The 16,303-nt window shown below is 34.3% G+C and carries 17 protein-coding genes; all 17 read right to left on the bottom strand.

All coding sequences use genetic code 11. The features are described from left to right. Nucleotide 1: 1 nt before the first annotated feature. The gene (hisA, locus tag GQR94_RS21655; RefSeq protein WP_158979147.1) at nt 2-745 is read right to left on the bottom strand and encodes a 1-(5-phosphoribosyl)-5-[(5-phosphoribosylamino)methylideneamino]imidazole-4-carboxamide isomerase; all 744 of its coding nucleotides are present in this window, start codon (nt 743-745) and stop codon (nt 2-4) included. Beyond that, nucleotides 745-1,161 (bottom strand): GNAT family N-acetyltransferase, encoded by a 417-nt coding sequence (locus tag GQR94_RS21660; RefSeq protein WP_158979149.1) that lies wholly within the window; start codon nt 1,159-1,161, stop codon nt 745-747. Before GQR94_RS21660 ends, hisA begins: the two co-directional genes overlap by 1 nt. Nucleotides 1,162-1,165: 4 nt before the next feature. Then, nucleotides 1,166-1,747, bottom strand: coding sequence for an imidazole glycerol phosphate synthase subunit HisH (hisH, locus tag GQR94_RS21665; protein WP_158979151.1), 582 nt, complete (start codon nt 1,745-1,747; stop codon nt 1,166-1,168). 9 nt (nt 1,748-1,756) lie between these two features. After that, a complete protein-coding gene (hisB, locus tag GQR94_RS21670; protein WP_158979153.1) occupies nt 1,757-2,890 on the bottom strand; it encodes a bifunctional histidinol-phosphatase/imidazoleglycerol-phosphate dehydratase HisB in 1,134 nt (377 codons plus the stop codon). Between the two features lie 2 nt (nt 2,891-2,892). Beyond that, nucleotides 2,893-3,939, bottom strand: a complete 1,047-nt coding sequence (gene hisC, locus GQR94_RS21675; protein ID WP_158979155.1) for a histidinol-phosphate transaminase — start codon at nt 3,937-3,939, stop codon at nt 2,893-2,895. Then, nucleotides 3,932-5,221: a histidinol dehydrogenase gene (gene hisD, locus GQR94_RS21680; RefSeq protein ID WP_158979157.1), complete on the bottom strand. Its 1,290-nt coding sequence runs from the start codon at nt 5,219-5,221 to the stop codon at nt 3,932-3,934. Before hisD ends, hisC begins: the two co-directional genes overlap by 8 nt. A gap of 8 nt (nt 5,222-5,229) precedes the next feature. Beyond that, nucleotides 5,230-5,667, bottom strand: a complete 438-nt coding sequence (locus GQR94_RS21685) for a GNAT family N-acetyltransferase (protein WP_158979159.1) — start codon at nt 5,665-5,667, stop codon at nt 5,230-5,232. Between the two features lie 8 nt (nt 5,668-5,675). Beyond that, entirely contained in the window at nt 5,676-6,533 is an 858-nt protein-coding gene (hisG, locus tag GQR94_RS21690) for an ATP phosphoribosyltransferase (RefSeq protein WP_158979161.1), read from the bottom strand. Between the two features lie 250 nt (nt 6,534-6,783). Next, the gene (locus tag GQR94_RS21695; RefSeq protein WP_013552850.1) at nt 6,784-7,599 is read right to left on the bottom strand and encodes a prohibitin family protein; all 816 of its coding nucleotides are present in this window, start codon (nt 7,597-7,599) and stop codon (nt 6,784-6,786) included. 14 nt (nt 7,600-7,613) lie between these two features. Next, the gene (locus GQR94_RS21700; protein ID WP_158979163.1) at nt 7,614-9,626 is read right to left on the bottom strand and encodes a VWA domain-containing protein; all 2,013 of its coding nucleotides are present in this window, start codon (nt 9,624-9,626) and stop codon (nt 7,614-7,616) included. 14 nt (nt 9,627-9,640) lie between these two features. Further along, nucleotides 9,641-10,390, bottom strand: coding sequence for a 3-oxoacyl-[acyl-carrier-protein] reductase (gene fabG, locus GQR94_RS21705; RefSeq protein ID WP_158979165.1), 750 nt, complete (start codon nt 10,388-10,390; stop codon nt 9,641-9,643). Nucleotides 10,391-10,530: 140 nt separating this feature from the next. After that, on the bottom strand, nt 10,531-11,403 hold the full coding sequence (sucD, locus tag GQR94_RS21710) for a succinate--CoA ligase subunit alpha (RefSeq protein WP_158979167.1): 873 nt from the start codon (nt 11,401-11,403) through the stop codon (nt 10,531-10,533). Nucleotides 11,404-11,487: 84 nt separating this feature from the next. Continuing rightward, on the bottom strand, nt 11,488-12,411 hold the full coding sequence (locus tag GQR94_RS21715; protein WP_158979169.1) for a UDP-3-O-(3-hydroxymyristoyl)glucosamine N-acyltransferase: 924 nt from the start codon (nt 12,409-12,411) through the stop codon (nt 11,488-11,490). A 22-nt stretch (nt 12,412-12,433) separates the two neighbouring features. After that, nucleotides 12,434-13,000, bottom strand: a complete 567-nt coding sequence (efp, locus tag GQR94_RS21720; RefSeq protein WP_158979170.1) for an elongation factor P — start codon at nt 12,998-13,000, stop codon at nt 12,434-12,436. 95 nt (nt 13,001-13,095) lie between these two features. Beyond that, complete coding sequence (gene lpxA / locus GQR94_RS21725) at nt 13,096-13,881, bottom strand: acyl-ACP--UDP-N-acetylglucosamine O-acyltransferase (RefSeq protein ID WP_158979172.1); 786 nt, start codon at nt 13,879-13,881, stop codon at nt 13,096-13,098. 1 nt (nt 13,882) lies between these two features. Next, the gene (locus GQR94_RS21730; protein WP_158979174.1) at nt 13,883-15,274 is read right to left on the bottom strand and encodes a bifunctional UDP-3-O-[3-hydroxymyristoyl] N-acetylglucosamine deacetylase/3-hydroxyacyl-ACP dehydratase; all 1,392 of its coding nucleotides are present in this window, start codon (nt 15,272-15,274) and stop codon (nt 13,883-13,885) included. Next, complete coding sequence (gene lpxD / locus GQR94_RS21735; RefSeq protein ID WP_158979176.1) at nt 15,264-16,292, bottom strand: UDP-3-O-(3-hydroxymyristoyl)glucosamine N-acyltransferase; 1,029 nt, start codon at nt 16,290-16,292, stop codon at nt 15,264-15,266. The genes GQR94_RS21730 and lpxD overlap by 11 nt, the downstream gene beginning before the upstream one ends. Between the last annotated feature and the right edge of the window lie 11 nt (nt 16,293-16,303).

The raw sequence follows: 16,303 nt of genomic DNA on the forward strand, positions 1-16,303 counted from the left end.
TTTATTTAGAAAGTATGTAATCTTCTAATTGTTTTAAACTGATTCTATTCTCGTAAATAGCTTTTCCAATGATAGTTCCCTCACAACCTAGTTCCGCTAATTTAGGCAACTCATCAAAGGTAGAAATACCTCCTGAGGCAATCAAATGAATTCCACTTCCATCAATTCCTTGACCTGTTTCGTTTAAAATACGTTCATACAAATTAAACGAAGGTCCTTGCAACATGCCGTCTTTACTAATGTCTGTACAGATAACAAATACAATTCCCTTATCCTGATAAGCCTGAATAAATGGTATTAGTTCTTGTTTAGAATCTTCCTGCCACCCTGAAACTGCCACTTTTTCATTTAAAGCATCGGCTCCCAAGATAATTTTTTCAGCTCCGTAAGTTTCTATCCAACCTAAAAATGTGTCCTGATCTTTTACCGCAATGCTTCCGCCTGTAATTTGAGAAGCTCCACTATTGAAAGCTATTTTCAAATCCTCATCGGTCTTTAAACCACCACCAAAATCGATTTTCAAATTGGTTTGTGACGCTATTTGTTCTAATACCTTATGATTTACAATATGTTTAGACTTGGCTCCATCTAAGTCTACTAAATGTAAATATTCAATTCCGTGCGCCTCAAAATCTTTGGCGACTTCAAGTGGATTTTCATTGTAAATTTTCTTAGTGTCATAATCACCTTTTGAAAGCCGAACACATTTACCGTCTATAATATCTATTGCTGGGATAATTCTCATTATAATTTTATTTTATCAATGGACATCCAAAAATCAGAATTTCCAACTTTTTTAAATCCGTGTCGTTCATACAAACTATGTGCATCTTTTGTTTTGAGAGCAATTGTCTTTACTTTTTTAATTAATTCATGATTCATCATAAAATCTACAAGATGTTTGCCATAACCATTACCTTGATATTTCGTAAAAATGATAACATCCATTAAATAAGCAAACAAAATTTGATCTGTAACGACCCTTGAAAAACCTATTTGTTCGCCGTATTTATCATAAATTCCAAAACAAAAAGAATGATCAATAGTAGTTTTCACTTCTTCAATAGTTCTACCTACACCCCAATAAGATTCTACACTAATGTATTGGTGTATTTTTTTTATATCTAATTTGTCTTTATCTGTTGAAATTACGAATGACATGCTCTTACATTTTTAAAAAATTCAAAAGAATTTTCTCTCCTACACTACTGCTTTTTTCAGGGTGAAACTGGGTTCCGTAAAAATTGTTTTTTTGTAATGCCGCGCTATAGATAACATCATAATCAGATGTTGCTATCGTCTCTTCACAAATTGGTGCGTAATAACTATGTACCAAATAAATGTATTCTTCTTCCGAAACCTCATTAAATAATTCTGACCTTAAATCCTGAATTTGATTCCATCCAATTTGTGGCACTTTTACTTGACTTGAAAACTTCACTACATCCACATCAAAAATTCCTAAGCCATCTGTGCTACCTTCTTCGGTTGAATTACACATTAACTGCATTCCTAAACAAATCCCTAAAACAGGCTGTTTTAATTTTGGAACCAAGGCATCTAAACCACTGGCTCGCAATTTATGCATTGCACTACTTGCTTCGCCAACCCCTGGAAAAATGACCTTATCGGCTGCTAGAATTTCATCTACATCATTTGTTAAAACAGCCTCAAAACCAAGGCGTTGAATTGCAAATTTTATGCTTTGAATATTTCCAGCTCCGTAATTAATAATTACTATTTTCATTCAACTATTTTATAACATTCCTTTCGTAGATGGCAATACCATCTTTTCTACATCACGTTTTACTGCCATTTTTATTGCTTTTGCAAAAGCCTTGAAAATAGCTTCAATTTTATGATGCTCATTAGCCCCTTCTGCTTTTATATTTATGTTGGCTTTTGCTCCATCACTAAATGATTTAAAAAAGTGTAAAAACATTTCAGTTGGCATATCGCCTACTTTTTCTCTTTTAAACTCGGCCTCCCAAACCAACCAATTTCTTCCCCCAAAATCTATAGCTACTTGTGCCAAGCAATCATCCATTGGTAAGCAGAATCCATAACGCTCGATACCTAATTTTGTACCCAATGCTTTATGAAAAACTTCCCCTAGTGCAATTGCTGTATCTTCAATAGTATGGTGCTCGTCTACTTCTAAATCACCATCAACTTTAATATCTAAATCCATTTGACCGTGACGCGCCAATTGATCTAACATATGATCAAAAAAAGCAAGACCAGTAGCAATACTACTTTTTCCAGTTCCATCAAGGTTCACTTTGATTTGAATATCAGTCTCATTGGTTTTACGACTTATCGTCGAAACTCGATCTTTTAATTTTAAAAACTCGTAAATCTTTTCCCAATCATTAGTTTCAGTAGCTATAAATTCATCCAGTTTATCCCTTTTCACAGTAATTTCTCCTGTTCCGAGATTAGTTTCATCATTTATAAAAATACCTTTTGCTCCAAGATTCTTCGCTAATTCCATATCTGTTAGACGATCTCCGATAACAAAAGAATTTGCTAAATCATACTCTTCCGAGAAATATTCCGTAAGTAATCCTGTTCCTGGTTTACGCGTATTTGCATTTTCATGCGGGAATGTTCTATCTAAAAATACTTTATCAAATACAACACCTTCATTCTCAAAAGAATTCATGATAAAATTATGCACAGGCCAAAACGTATCCTCTGGAAAAACATCCGTTCCTAGTCCGTCTTGATTGGTTATCATCACCAATTCATAATCCAACTCCTTAGCTATTTTACCTAAAAACGTAAATGCTTTTGGATAGAAGGTCATTTTTTCAAAACCATCAATTTGCTCATCTACGGTTTCTTTAATGATCGTACCATCTCGATCTATAAAAAGTACTTTTTTCATCCTTATTGAATTTCTTTTAGAACCTGTATTAATTTTTTATTCTCCTCTGCAGTACCTACTGTAAAGCGTAAAGTATTTTCACACAAAGGCTGTGTTGTACGGTTCCTTACCACAACACCCCTAGCCAGCAATTGATTGTATCGCTCTGTAGCATTATCCAGCTTAGCTAGTACAAAATTAGCATCGGTGTCATATACTTTAGTAACGAAATTTAATTGAAACAATGCTTTAGCTAACAATTCTCTTTCAGCTAAAATATCTGCAACTTCCTTATTTACCTTTTTAATATCCAAAACACGTTCTAATGCTCTTTTTTGAGTCAACTCATTTACATTATATGGAGGCTTAATTTTATTAAGAATAGTTATAATTTCTTCAGATGCATAACACACTCCTAATCGGATTCCTGCCATTCCATATGCTTTTGAAAGTGTTTGTGTTAGTATCAAATTGTTATACTTTGATAATTCTGACAGCCATGATTCTTCTTTTGAAAAATCAATATACGCTTCATCAATAACAACAATTCCCTTAAACCGCTCCAATAAAGTGGTGACTTTTGTTTTAGAAAAGCTATTTGCTGTTGGATTATTGGGGGAGCAAAGGAATAACACCTTAGAGTTAGCATCTACCGTATTAAGAATCTGATCAACATCAGGCTCAAAATCGGTTGTTAACAGCACCTCTCTATTTTCAATATTATTAATTCCCGATAATACCTTATACATGCCGTAGGTTGGTGGCAGTGTGATGATATTATCCTCTTTAGGCTCACAAAAAGCACGAAATATAAGATCTAAAACTTCATCACTACCATTCCCAAACAGAATATTAGTTGCCTTCACCCCTTTTTGTGCTGCTAAGACCTCTTTTAAGTTTCTTTGCTGCGGATCAGGATATCTGTTGACTCCATTTTCAAATGGATTCTCGTTAGCATCTAAAAACACCATTTGAGAACCATCAGAAACATATTCATCGCGCGCTGAAGAATAAGGACTCAATCCTTTTACATTCTCGCGAACCAAGTTTTGTATTTCTAGTTTATTCATCGTCTAAACTATTTAATCGTAGCGTTACGGCATTTTTATGTGCTTGCAAACCTTCTGCTTCTGCCATTAACTCAATAGCATAACCAATTTCTTGAATCCCTTCTTTTGAAATTTTTTGAAAAGTCATGCTTTTCATAAAACTATCTAAGTTTACACCACTATATTGCTTAGCATAACCATTAGTTGGTAGCGTATGATTGGTTCCTGAAGCATAATCTCCTGCACTTTCTGGTGTATAATTTCCAATAAAAACAGAACCTGCATTCGTAATTGCACTCAAATAAGAACCCTCATCTTCTACACAGACAATGTAATGTTCAGGACCATACTCATTGATTAATTCCTGAGCTGTCTGATCATCTTCTAAGTAAATTAATTTACTATTATCAATTGCTTTTTGAGCGATTTCTTTACGTGGTAAATCTTCAATTTGAAATTCAACTTCTTTTTCTACCGCATCAAGCATTTTTTTAGAAGTGGTTACCAATATAACTTGACTATCAATGCCATGCTCTGCTTGACTTAATAAATCTGATGCTACAAATTCCGCATTGGCTGTATCATCTGCGACTACTAAAAGCTCACTTGGCCCCGCAGGCATATCAATAGCTACACCATGTTTTGTAGCAATCTGCTTTGCAACTGTTACGTATTGATTTCCAGGGCCAAATATCTTATACACTTGAGGAATAGTTTCTGTTCCAAAGGTCATTGCCGCAATTGCCTGAATGCCTCCTACTTTAAAAATCTTAGTTACACCACAAAGATTAGCCGTATATAAAATAGCAGGGTGTATTTTCCCTTCTTTGTTGGGTGGCGAACATAAAACAATTTCTGAACAACCTGCAATATTAGCAGGAACCGCTAACATTAAGATTGTTGAAAATAATGGTGCTGTTCCTCCCGGAATATACAAACCTACCTTCTCTATTGGTCTTTTCACTTGCCAACAGTGTACTCCTGGACTGGTTTCTACTTCTATACTTTCTGTTTTTTGAGCAGCGTGAAATTTATCAATATTATCTTTAGCAAGAAGAATAGCCTCTTTTAAATCCACAGAAACCAAACTATTTGCTTTAACAATTTCATCATCCGTAACTAATAGCGCTGATATAGAAACACCATCAAACTTTTCGGTATACTTTTTTATAGTAGCATCACCGTTTTCTTGAAGCTCTTCAAAAACTTGATTTACCGTACTTTCAATATCTGCAACGCTCTTAGTGGGACGCTTAAGAATTGTTTTCCAATCTTTTCTTTCAGGATTATATATTTTATTCATAGCAAATACTAATCAAATTTCTTTATCATGTGATACCCTAAAGCTTCAAAACCTTGACGCTCCCAGAACTTTTTTCCTTTTTCATTATGCCGATAACAATTCACTTCTGCTCCAACACAATTAATGCTTTTTGCATAATCAAACAACCAATTCATCATTAATTCTCCAACTCCTGCGCTTCTATAGTTCGTTTCTACAAAAACATTGTCTGGTTCTAGATGTTTCCCTGCATATAGCTTGTTTAACACCCAAAATCCGCAGCATCCAATCAATTGTTTATTATCATATACTCCAATACACTGATACCCTCCCATGACAAGCATATCTTTCAATCTGCTTTTCAATGTTTCTTCAGGTAATTTTCCCATATTTAATTGAATGACTAATGGGATAATTGATTCCAGCTCTTCATAAGGAATCAATCTTATTTCAAAATTAAGCTTCATCAGTTGTACTATAAAACCATTTTTTCAATAGGACAAACTAAAATCCCTTCGGCACCAGCTTGTTTCAATTCATCTATTACCTCCCAGAAAGAATCTTTTTTAATTACCGTATGCACCGAGCTCCATCCTTCTTCAGCTAATGGTAAAACGGTAGGACTACGCATTCCTGGTAATAAATCTAATATCATAGGTAATTTATCATTCGGCGCATTCAGCAATACATATTTTGATTGTCTCGCTCTTAGAACCGATTGAATTCTGAATTGCAGTTTTTCAAGAATACCTTTTCTTTCTTCTGTTATTTTAGGTGATACTGCCAAAACAGCTTCACTTTTCAACATTACTTCTACTTCCTTTAGGTTATTCTTAAACAAAGTACTGCCGCTAGAAACAATATCACAAATAGCATCTGCCAAACCAATATTTGGAGCAATCTCTACAGAACCATTAATAATGTGAATATCTGCAGAAACACCTTTTTCTGCCAAATAATTTTTTACTGTATTTGGGTATGATGTTGCGATACGCTTTCCTTGAAAATCTTTGACAGAATCATATTTTACCGCCTTGGGTACTGCTAAAGACACTTTGCATTTTGAAAATCCTAATTTCTCAGCAATAGAGATATCTTCCCCTTTTTCAATTAAAACATTCTCTCCAATAATAGCAATATCTACCACTCCATCTCTTAAGTACTGAGGAATATCTCCATTTCTCAAATAAAACACCTCCATTGGAAAGTTACGAGAAGAAGCTTTTAATTGATCGCGACCATTATCTATTGAGATACCACAATCTTTCAGAATCTCGATAGACTCTTCATTTAAACGTCCTGATTTTTGAATAGCAATTCTAATTTTTGTCATTTTCTTATTAGTTTGTGTCTGGCAATCAAAAAAAGTTTAAAAACAAAACCCGTTTGATTGCTCAAACGGGTTTAAAATATGTTGTACTACTACAATACATTTCTACCTCGCTTGAAAGCAAGTATAAAAATGATGATGATGTGTAGTTGTATTTTTCATTCTGATGTAAAAGTAAAATTAATTTTAGTGTTAAAAAATAAAAAATCGTTTTTTTAACAACTGTTCTTGTTTTTATTCAAAAACTAACAGATTAGTTATTCCCCAAAATTAATGGCAAGCCTGATTCTCCGCCACCAACGATAACAACTTTAGTGTTCGGAGATTTAGATAGTTCTAATGTAGCATCAATACCTTTATCCTGTAGAATCTTATCGGTCAATGATGCACTTAAAATACGGTTTGCATCAGCTTTACCCTGAGCTTCAATGGTTACTTTTTCCGCTTCTTTCTTTGCTGTCACTAAACGAAATTCATATTCTAATGATTCTTGTTCTTGTTTAAGCTTACGCTCAATTGCGTCTTTAATCGTAGAAGGCAAGGTTACGTCACGAACCAAAATTTCATTTAATTGAATATATTCTCCCTCAACGATCTTTTGGGTTTCGTCAAAAATCTCTTGCTGAATAGCATCACGTTTGCTAGAATATAATTGCTCTGGCGTATACCTCCCTACTACAGAACGTGCCGCAGAACGTATTGTAGGTAATAATACTCTTTGTATGTAATCTTCCCCTTTTTCTTGGTGTAACTTACCTAATTCACTACGAACAGGCTCAAACCAAGCAGAAGCTTCTAATTTAATATCTAATCCATTACTAGATAAAACATTCATTTTCTCCAAAACTTCTTGTTGTCTCACCTCATAAATAAAAACCTTATTCCAAGGAGCCACAAAATGAAAACCTTCTCCTAATGGTGGTTCATCTGTAACAACACCGCCTTGAAATTGTTTGTACAAAACACCAGCCTGACCTGAGTCAACCGTAACGGTAGATTTTGAAATTAATATTATTAAAACTACTAAAGCGAAAACCGCTGGTAATGCAATTTTTGGAATTTTATCCATATTTGAATTTAAATTTAAATTAATCCGTTATATTTTCTGATGAACCATTCTAATGAAAGTGCTATAATAATAAGCCCTAGAAGGATTTTAAAGTCTATCAAAGATACGACATTTTCTACGCTTTTCTGGGTTGGAAGAAAGCGTTTATCCGCATCAAGCACCTTTAAAAGCTGCGTAAATTGATTAGGATACAAAAGTGATGCGTTAGTTGCTGTAGAAAAATTTTCCATTTTCTGATAATTCGATGAAAAGAACTGTTGCTCTACATCATAATCTAAAACAGTAAATTTACCAGATTTTAAAATTGACTTCCCTTCTACCCCTATCTTAAAGGAATAAGTACCCGGTTTCAAATCACTTAGATCTGCTTCAAAATAATTGGTTTTTAACAGCATTGGAATCTTTACTCCTCCAGCAATTTGTATAAAAAGATTTGCCTTGGCATCAAATACATAAGTCTCATCAGAATAGGTAGCCGTAACTTTTGCCAACCCTAAATTTTCATAAACCGACTTATAATCAATTGACAAACGCTCTTTTTTTGTATTATTAGACAAATAAAGCATGAGTTTACCTAAAAAAGTATCGAAATTTTCGAAATTTTCAAGGTTCACATAATTCTTCAAACGCCATTTCCAAATATTCTCCCCAAGTAAAACAGCTGTTTTTTGACCCTTATTTTCAGAAATTGCCAAAAGGGGATTATTTAAATCTACTCCCCTTATATTCCTTTGCAGCAATGCATCATGAGTTCCGGAAAAAGTAATTGCACCTGAATTGCTTGTTAAAGGTGGGTAATCCGTAAAGTCACTGGACGATATATCATATTTAGAAAAGGAAGGGTTTACTTTCCCTAACACTTCTTGAATAGGGTATCCCGTTTCAATTCTATAACCCAAGCCCAACGAATTAAGGAAATTCAGATCTGTCTTGGTTCCCACAACTGTAAAGTAATTAGAATAAGAATCCATAATAAAAGAGTAAACAGCCTTAAAATTCACATCTGGCTGATAGCAGATAAAAACATCGGTCTCTTCTAATATTTCTTTAGACACAGAAGGTTTTACAATGGTCACGGACCTCTGCTCATTAGTTTCTATTGCTTTTTTCAAAGCTCCTAAATCAGGATGCATAACAGCTGAAACTATCGTTACATTCGTCTTTTCATCAATTACTTCAACTGCAATAGATTTCCTATTGTTTATTATATTTCTTTCGTTTTTCAAGGCCCCTACAGTAATGTCAATGGTTTTCACACCAATGGCATCTGCATTTAAAAAGGTATGTATACGTTTTGATTGTATGTCGTTAGAGAACTGTACCTGCTCTTTAAATACTGTTTTCCCATCTACAGTAATAGAGACAGGAACACTAACGTTTTTTTCTCCATCATAAGCTATATAGCATTCAATTGGAAATTTGTTTTTTAAGAAGGCAAATTTATTTGTATTTACCTGATTAATTTTAATGTCTTCATACTTTGTAGTATCCCCAAAAACTACGGAATAAAAAGGAATATTAATTTTATCGCCATAGAACTCATAGTCCTGCCCTATGGTTTGATTCCCATCTGAAAGTAATACTCCAACTGTATTTTTCTGGTTGTAAATTCCGGATACAGATTTCAACGCTTTCGCAATGTTCGTATTCGTTTCAAAGAAGCTTAATGAATCAAGTGCTTGAAACTGATTACCAAATCTGTAATAATCAATTTTAAATTTATCAGTTAGTGTTTTATTTGATTTAATTTGGTCTAAAAATGCAACTAATTCCGCTGAATTGGCTGCCATTGAACTAGAATTATCAGCAACGACCACTAAATTAGTTTTTTCTAATACATATTCCGTTTTTACAAATTTTGGATTAATAAGTAGTAAAAAAAGAGAAAACAATGCTGTAAAACGTAAAAAAGAGAGCAAAACAATTCGTTTTCCTCTCTTTTTATTTTTGTAATAATATTGAAAAAGGACTATTCCTATAGCAACAAAAGCTGCTGCAATTAAAAAAAGGATAGTCTGAATTTGCATAGTTTTAGTTACTACTAAGTTAGCATTCCTCCATCAACATTTAACACTTGACCAGTTACGTATGCAGATAAATCTGAAGCAAAGAACAAACAAGCATTTGCAATATCTTCTGGACTTCCGCCTCTTTTTAAAGGAATACCATCTCTCCATCCTTGCACAACTTTTGCATCAAGTTTATCTGTCATTTCTGTTTCAATAAACCCTGGAGCAATAGCATTACAACGAATATTTCTAGAACCTAATTCTAGTGCTATAGATTTTGTAAAGCCGATCATACCCGCTTTTGATGCTGCGTAGTTGGTTTGACCTGCGTTACCCTTAACACCAACCACACTACTCATATTTATAATAGAACCTTTACGTTGTTTTAACATGGTGCGTTGAACCGCTTTAGTCATATTAAAAACCGACTTTAGATTAATCTCAATTACTTTATCAAAATCATCTTCAGACATACGCATTAGAAGGTTATCTTTTGTAATCCCAGCATTGTTAATCAAAACATCTATTGATCCGCCAAAATCTTCTAAAACTTTAGCCACCAATGCTTCTGAATCACTAAAACTAGCAGCATTACTTTTATATGCTTTTGCTTTTACACCTTTAGCCGTTAGTTCTTTTTCTAATGCTAAAGCTGGCGCCTCACTAGAACTGTATGTAAAAGCCACATTAGCTCCATGGTCTGCAAAAACTTGAGCAATACCGGTACCAATACCTCTACTTGCACCTGTAATTATTACGTTTTTACCTTCTAATAACTTCATTTTTGTTCGATTTGTTCAGTTGTTATTCAAATATACCTTTTGTTTGATATATAGATAGCTAAAATCCCGTTTAAACTGAAAATTATTCAGAATAAACGGGATTTTTTAAGCTTATATACTTTGAATTAATTGTTAGACAATTATCCCATTACTTCTTTAACTTTCAATCCAATTTCAGCTGGAGACTCCACCACGTGAATACCACACTCACGCATGATGCGTTTTTTAGCTTGAGCAGTATCATCACTACCGCCAACAATTGCACCAGCATGACCCATTGTTCTACCAGCAGGAGCAGTTTCACCTGCAATAAAGCCTACAATTGGTTTTTTACTACCACTTGCTTTGTACCATCTTGCAGCATCTGGCTCTAATTGACCTCCAATTTCACCAATCATAACCACACATTCTGTTTCTGGATCATTGATTAACATTTCCACCGCTTCTTTTGTTGTTGTTCCAATAATTGGATCACCACCAATACCGATAGCCGTTGTAATACCTAAACCTTGACGCACTACTTGATCAGCCGCTTCATAGGTTAATGTTCCTGATTTAGAAACAATACCAACATTCCCTTTTTTGAAAACAAAACCTGGCATAATACCAACTTTAGCTTCACCTGGAGTAATAACACCTGGACAGTTAGGGCCAATTAAGCGACAATCCATATCTTTAATATAGTTTGCTGCTTTTACCATATCAGCTACAGGAATACCTTCAGTAATTGTAATAATTACTTTAATACCTGCATTAGCAGCTTCCATAATTGCATCTGCAGCGAAAGCTGGCGGAACAAATATAATAGTCGTGTCTGCTCCAACTTTTTCAACAGCTTCATGAACAGTATTAAAAACCGGCTTTCCTAAATGTTCTTGCCCGCCTTTACCTGGAGTAACACCACCAACGATGTTCGTACCGTAATCAATCATTTGACCTGCGTGAAAGGTACCTTCACTACCTGTAAAACCTTGTACAATTATTTTGGAATCTTTATTGACTAAAACACTCATTTTATATCTATATTAATTTATTGCTATGCAAAAATATGGCATTGAAAACAATTTATAAAGTATTTCCTTAGCTTATTTGTGCTTCTATTTTTTTATTATGTTCGGAATTTGTTTAATCCAAGCCATTTGCTTCATTTTTTCACGTGCTTCTTCAGCAGGACTCCCAAAATAAACAGCATTTCCTTCAAGAGATTTTGAAACTCCTGATTGCGCTAAAACTACTGCTTTTTTCCCAATAGTGATCGCACTTATCACCCCAACTTGCCCCCAAAGGGTAACTTCATCTTCAATAATTACACAACCAGCAATACCCGTTTGCGATGCTATTAGACACTTTTCACCAATAACGGTATCATGACCAACATGAACCTGATTATCAATTTTAGTTCCTTTCTTTACTCTCGTATCTCCTGTAACACCCCTATCTAAAGTGCAAAGTGCTCCGATATCTACATGATCTTCAATAACAACACGCCCACCAGATACTAATTTATCAAAGCCTTCTGGTCTATTTTTATAATAGAATGCATCTGATCCTAAAACAGTCCCCGCATGAATGGTTACATTATTACCAATTACACAATGGTCATAAATAGACACATTGGAGTGTATTCTACAATTATCTCCAATAACAACTTCATTACCAATAAATGTATTTGGCTGAATAACCGTGTCTTTCCCTATTTTAGCGGTGGAAGAAATACTATGAGAGGTTTTCTTAAATGGTTTAAAAAAAGCGGTAAGTTTATTGAAGTCCCTAAAAGGATCCTCTGAAATCAACAAAGCTTTTCCTTCGGGACAGTCTACTTTTTTATTTATTAAAATTGTAGTTGCCTTAGATTTTAAAGCCTTATCATAATACTTTGGATGATCTACAAAAACAATATCACCTGATTCTACCACATGAATTTCGTTCATTCCCAAAACCTGAAAATCAGCATCACCCACAAATTCAGATTGAATAATACTGGCAATTTGCTCTAAACTATACGCAATAGGAAACTTCATTTATATACTCGCTTAACTTCTATTATTCTTTAACACGTTCCATATAAGAACCTGAAGTAGTATCTACTTTAATTTTATCTCCTTCATTAATAAACAAAGGAACATTTACCTCTGCACCAGTTTCCACTTTTGCAGGTTTAGTAGCATTCGTTGCTGTATTGCCTTTAACACCTGGCTCCGTATACGTTACTTCTAACACCACACTTGCCGGCATATCTACAGATAAAGGCATGCTATCTTCTGTATTGAAGAGAATAGTAACTATTTCTCCTTCTTTTAAAAGTCCAGGAGAATCTAATGCACTTTCTTCAAGTGTAATTTGATTATAATCTTGCGTATTCATAAAATGATACGTTTGCCCTTCAGGGTATAAATATTGATACGAACGCGTTTCAACACGAACATCTTCAATTTTACTACCTCCAGAAAATGTATTATCTAAAACTTTACCTGAGGTAACACTTTTTAATTTTGTACGAACAAATGCCGGACCTTTTCCTGGCTTTACATGTAAAAACTCAATAATTTTGAAAATATCGTTATTGTAACGAATACAAAGTCCTTTTCTAATATCTGATGTTGATGCCATAATTATAGTACTAATTGTTGGTGTATGATTCGTAGTTAATCAACTAAAATATCATCACTAACGTTTAAATTTACTTTTATAAATTGGAAGTTAGGTTAATTATTACTAAAATAACCTTTCATTATTCCACGTTGAGAATCTCTAATAAACTGAAGAATTTCATCACGCTCTGGAGTCGCTTCCATTTCCGCTTCAATAATTTGAACTGCTTGAGAATTATTATAGTTTTTCTGGTATAAAATTCTATAGATATTTTGTACCTCTCTAATTTTTTCAGAAGGAATTCCTCTTCTTCTTAATCCAACAGAGTTTATACCTACATATGAAAGTGGCTCACGTGCTGCTTTTACATATGGAGGAACATCTTTACGAACTAAAGACCCACCTGTAACAAAAGCATGTTGCCCAATAGATACAAATTGATGTACTGCTACCAAGCCTGCTAAAATAACATTATCGCCAATCGTTACATGACCCGCCAACGTAGAGTTATTTGAAAAGATACAATTATCTCCAACCAAACAATCGTGGGCAACATGGCAATACGCCATGATCAGACAGTTTTTTCCAATAACCGTTTTCATACGGTCAGAAGTTCCTTTATGAATGGTTGCACATTCTCTAATAGTTGTGTTATCTCCTATGATAACAGTAGTTTCTTCTCCTTGATATTTTAAATCTTGAGGTGGTGCGGAAATTACAGCACCAGGAAAAATATTACAATTTTTTCCGATTCTTGCACCTTCCATAATAGTAACATTTGAACCTATCCAAGTACCATCTCCAATAATTACATTATTGTGTATCGTTGTAAAGGGTTCTACTACTACGTTTTTAGCTATTTTTGCTCCTGGATGAATATATGCCAGTGGTTGATTCATTCTATTTCTTTTTAGCTATTTGCGCCATTAATTCTGCTTCACATACCAACTTATTATTTGCATAAGCATACGCTTGCATGTGACATATACCTCTTCTTATTGGCGTAATAAGGCTACAGTGAAATGTTAATGTATCACCTGGAAGTACTTTTTGTTTGAATTTAACATTATCCATCTTCATGAAAAAAGTTAAATAATTTTCTGGATCCGGAACTGTGCTTAACACTAAGATACCTCCTGTTTGAGCCATAGCTTCTACTTGTAATACACCAGGCATTACGGGAGCTCCTGGAAAATGTCCCATAAAGAAATTTTCATTCATGGTTACATTTTTCATACCTACCACATGCGTATCTGAAAGCTCTAAAATACGATCGATCAACAAAAATGGAGGCCTATGAGGCAATACATCCATAATTTGATGAATATCCATCAAAGGTGGCTTATTCAAATCATATTGTGGAACCTTATTGCGTTTTTCTAATTTTATAATTTTCGACAGTTTTTTTGCAAACTGCGTATTTACAAAGTGACCAGGTTTATTTGCAATGATTTTACCTCGAATACGTGTCCCTGCTAAAGCCACATCTCCTATAACATCTAGTAATTTATGACGCGCTGCTTCATTAGGATGATGCAAGGTCAAGTTGTCTAAAATTCCGTTTGGCTTAATAGATAACTTCTTTTTATTAAAAGCTTTTTCAAGCTTTTTCATGGTCTCTTCTGAGATTTCTTTATCTACATAAACGATGGCATTGTTTAGATCGCCACCTTTTATTAATCCATGATCCAAAAGCATTTCTAATTCATGTAGAAAGCTAAACGTTCTAGCCTCAGAAATTTCTGCTTTAAAATCTGATAGCTTATTTAACGTTGCATTTTGAGTTCCTAAAACTTTAGTCCCAAAATCTACCATAGTAGTAATTTGATAGTCGTCTGATGGTATTATAGTTATTTCGCTTCCAGTAGCTTCATCCTTATACGAAATCACTTCTTTAACTACGTATATTTCTCTTTCAGCCTCTTGCTCAACTATTCCCGCTTCTTCAAGTGCTTCTACGAAAAACTTAGACGAACCATCCATAATTGGTGGTTCTGGAGCATTTAACTCTATTAATACGTTGTCTATCTCCAGACCTACTAATGCTGCAAGAACATGCTCAGAAGTTTGAATCTTTACGCCTCTTTTTTCTAAATTGGTTCCTCTTTGAGTATTTACAACGTAGGTTGCATCTGCCTCAATAATAGGTTCTCCTTCCAAATCTGTTCGTTTAAAAGCATACCCATGATTTTCAGGCGCAGGTACTAATTTCATTGTAACGTTCTCTCCTGTATGTAATCCTACACCAGATAAAGTAACCTCTTTGCCAATTGTTCGTTGTTTATTGCTCACGGCCAATCTTTTTTTCTAATTCGTTAATCCTATTAATAATCTTCGGTAAATTTTTAAAATGCACATAAGACTTATTGTAATCACCATAAGTCAATGCAGGTGAACCTTGTATTATTTCTCCATTCTTTATATTTCTTCCGATACCAGACTGTGCTTGAATACGCACATTATCTCCAATGGTTATATGCCCAACTATCCCTACTTGACCACCAATCATGCAGTGTTTTCCTATCTTGGTAGAACCTGCAACCCCTGTTTGTGCAGCAATCACGGTATGCTCTCCAATTTCTACATTATGTGCAATCTGTATTTGATTGTCTAGCTTTACGCCTTTTCTTATCACTGTAGATCCTAGCGTCGCTCTATCAATAGTGGTTCCTGCACCAATATCTACGTTATCTTCAATAATTACATTACCCGTTTGCGGTACTTTTCGGTACTCTCCTTCTGTATTGGGCGTAAAACCAAATCCGTCTGACCCCACAATTACACCACTATGGATTACGCAATTATTACCAATAATAGATTCTGAATATATTTTAGCTCCCGCAAAAATGATAACATTATCTCCTAAACGTACATTGTCTCCAACATAAACATTAGGATATATCTTTACTTTATTACCTAATGTAACGTTTTCTCCTATATAGGCGAAAGCACCTACATAACAGTCTTCTCCGTACGTAGTGGATTCTGCTATAAAAGACGGACTCTCTATACCTGTTTTATTATTTTTTACTTGATTGTAATATTCTAATAACGTTGAGAATGCCTCATAGGCATCATCTACCTTAATAAGTGTAGTTGATAAATCATGCTCAGCTACAAAATCTCTATTTACGATTGTTATCGAAGATTTAGTAGTATATATATGTTGCGTATATTTCGGATTTGCTAAAAAAGTAAGAGATCCTAGTTCTCCTTCTTCGATTTTAGCCAATCTATCAACAGCGATATCAGGATTACCTTCCAGTTCTCCCTCCAAAATACCTGCAATTTGACTTGCTGTAAATTTCATAAAGGCAAAAG

Origin of the sequence: Cellulophaga sp. L1A9, from assembly GCF_009797025.1 — a bacterium.
Lineage (GTDB): Bacteria > Bacteroidota > Bacteroidia > Flavobacteriales > Flavobacteriaceae > Cellulophaga.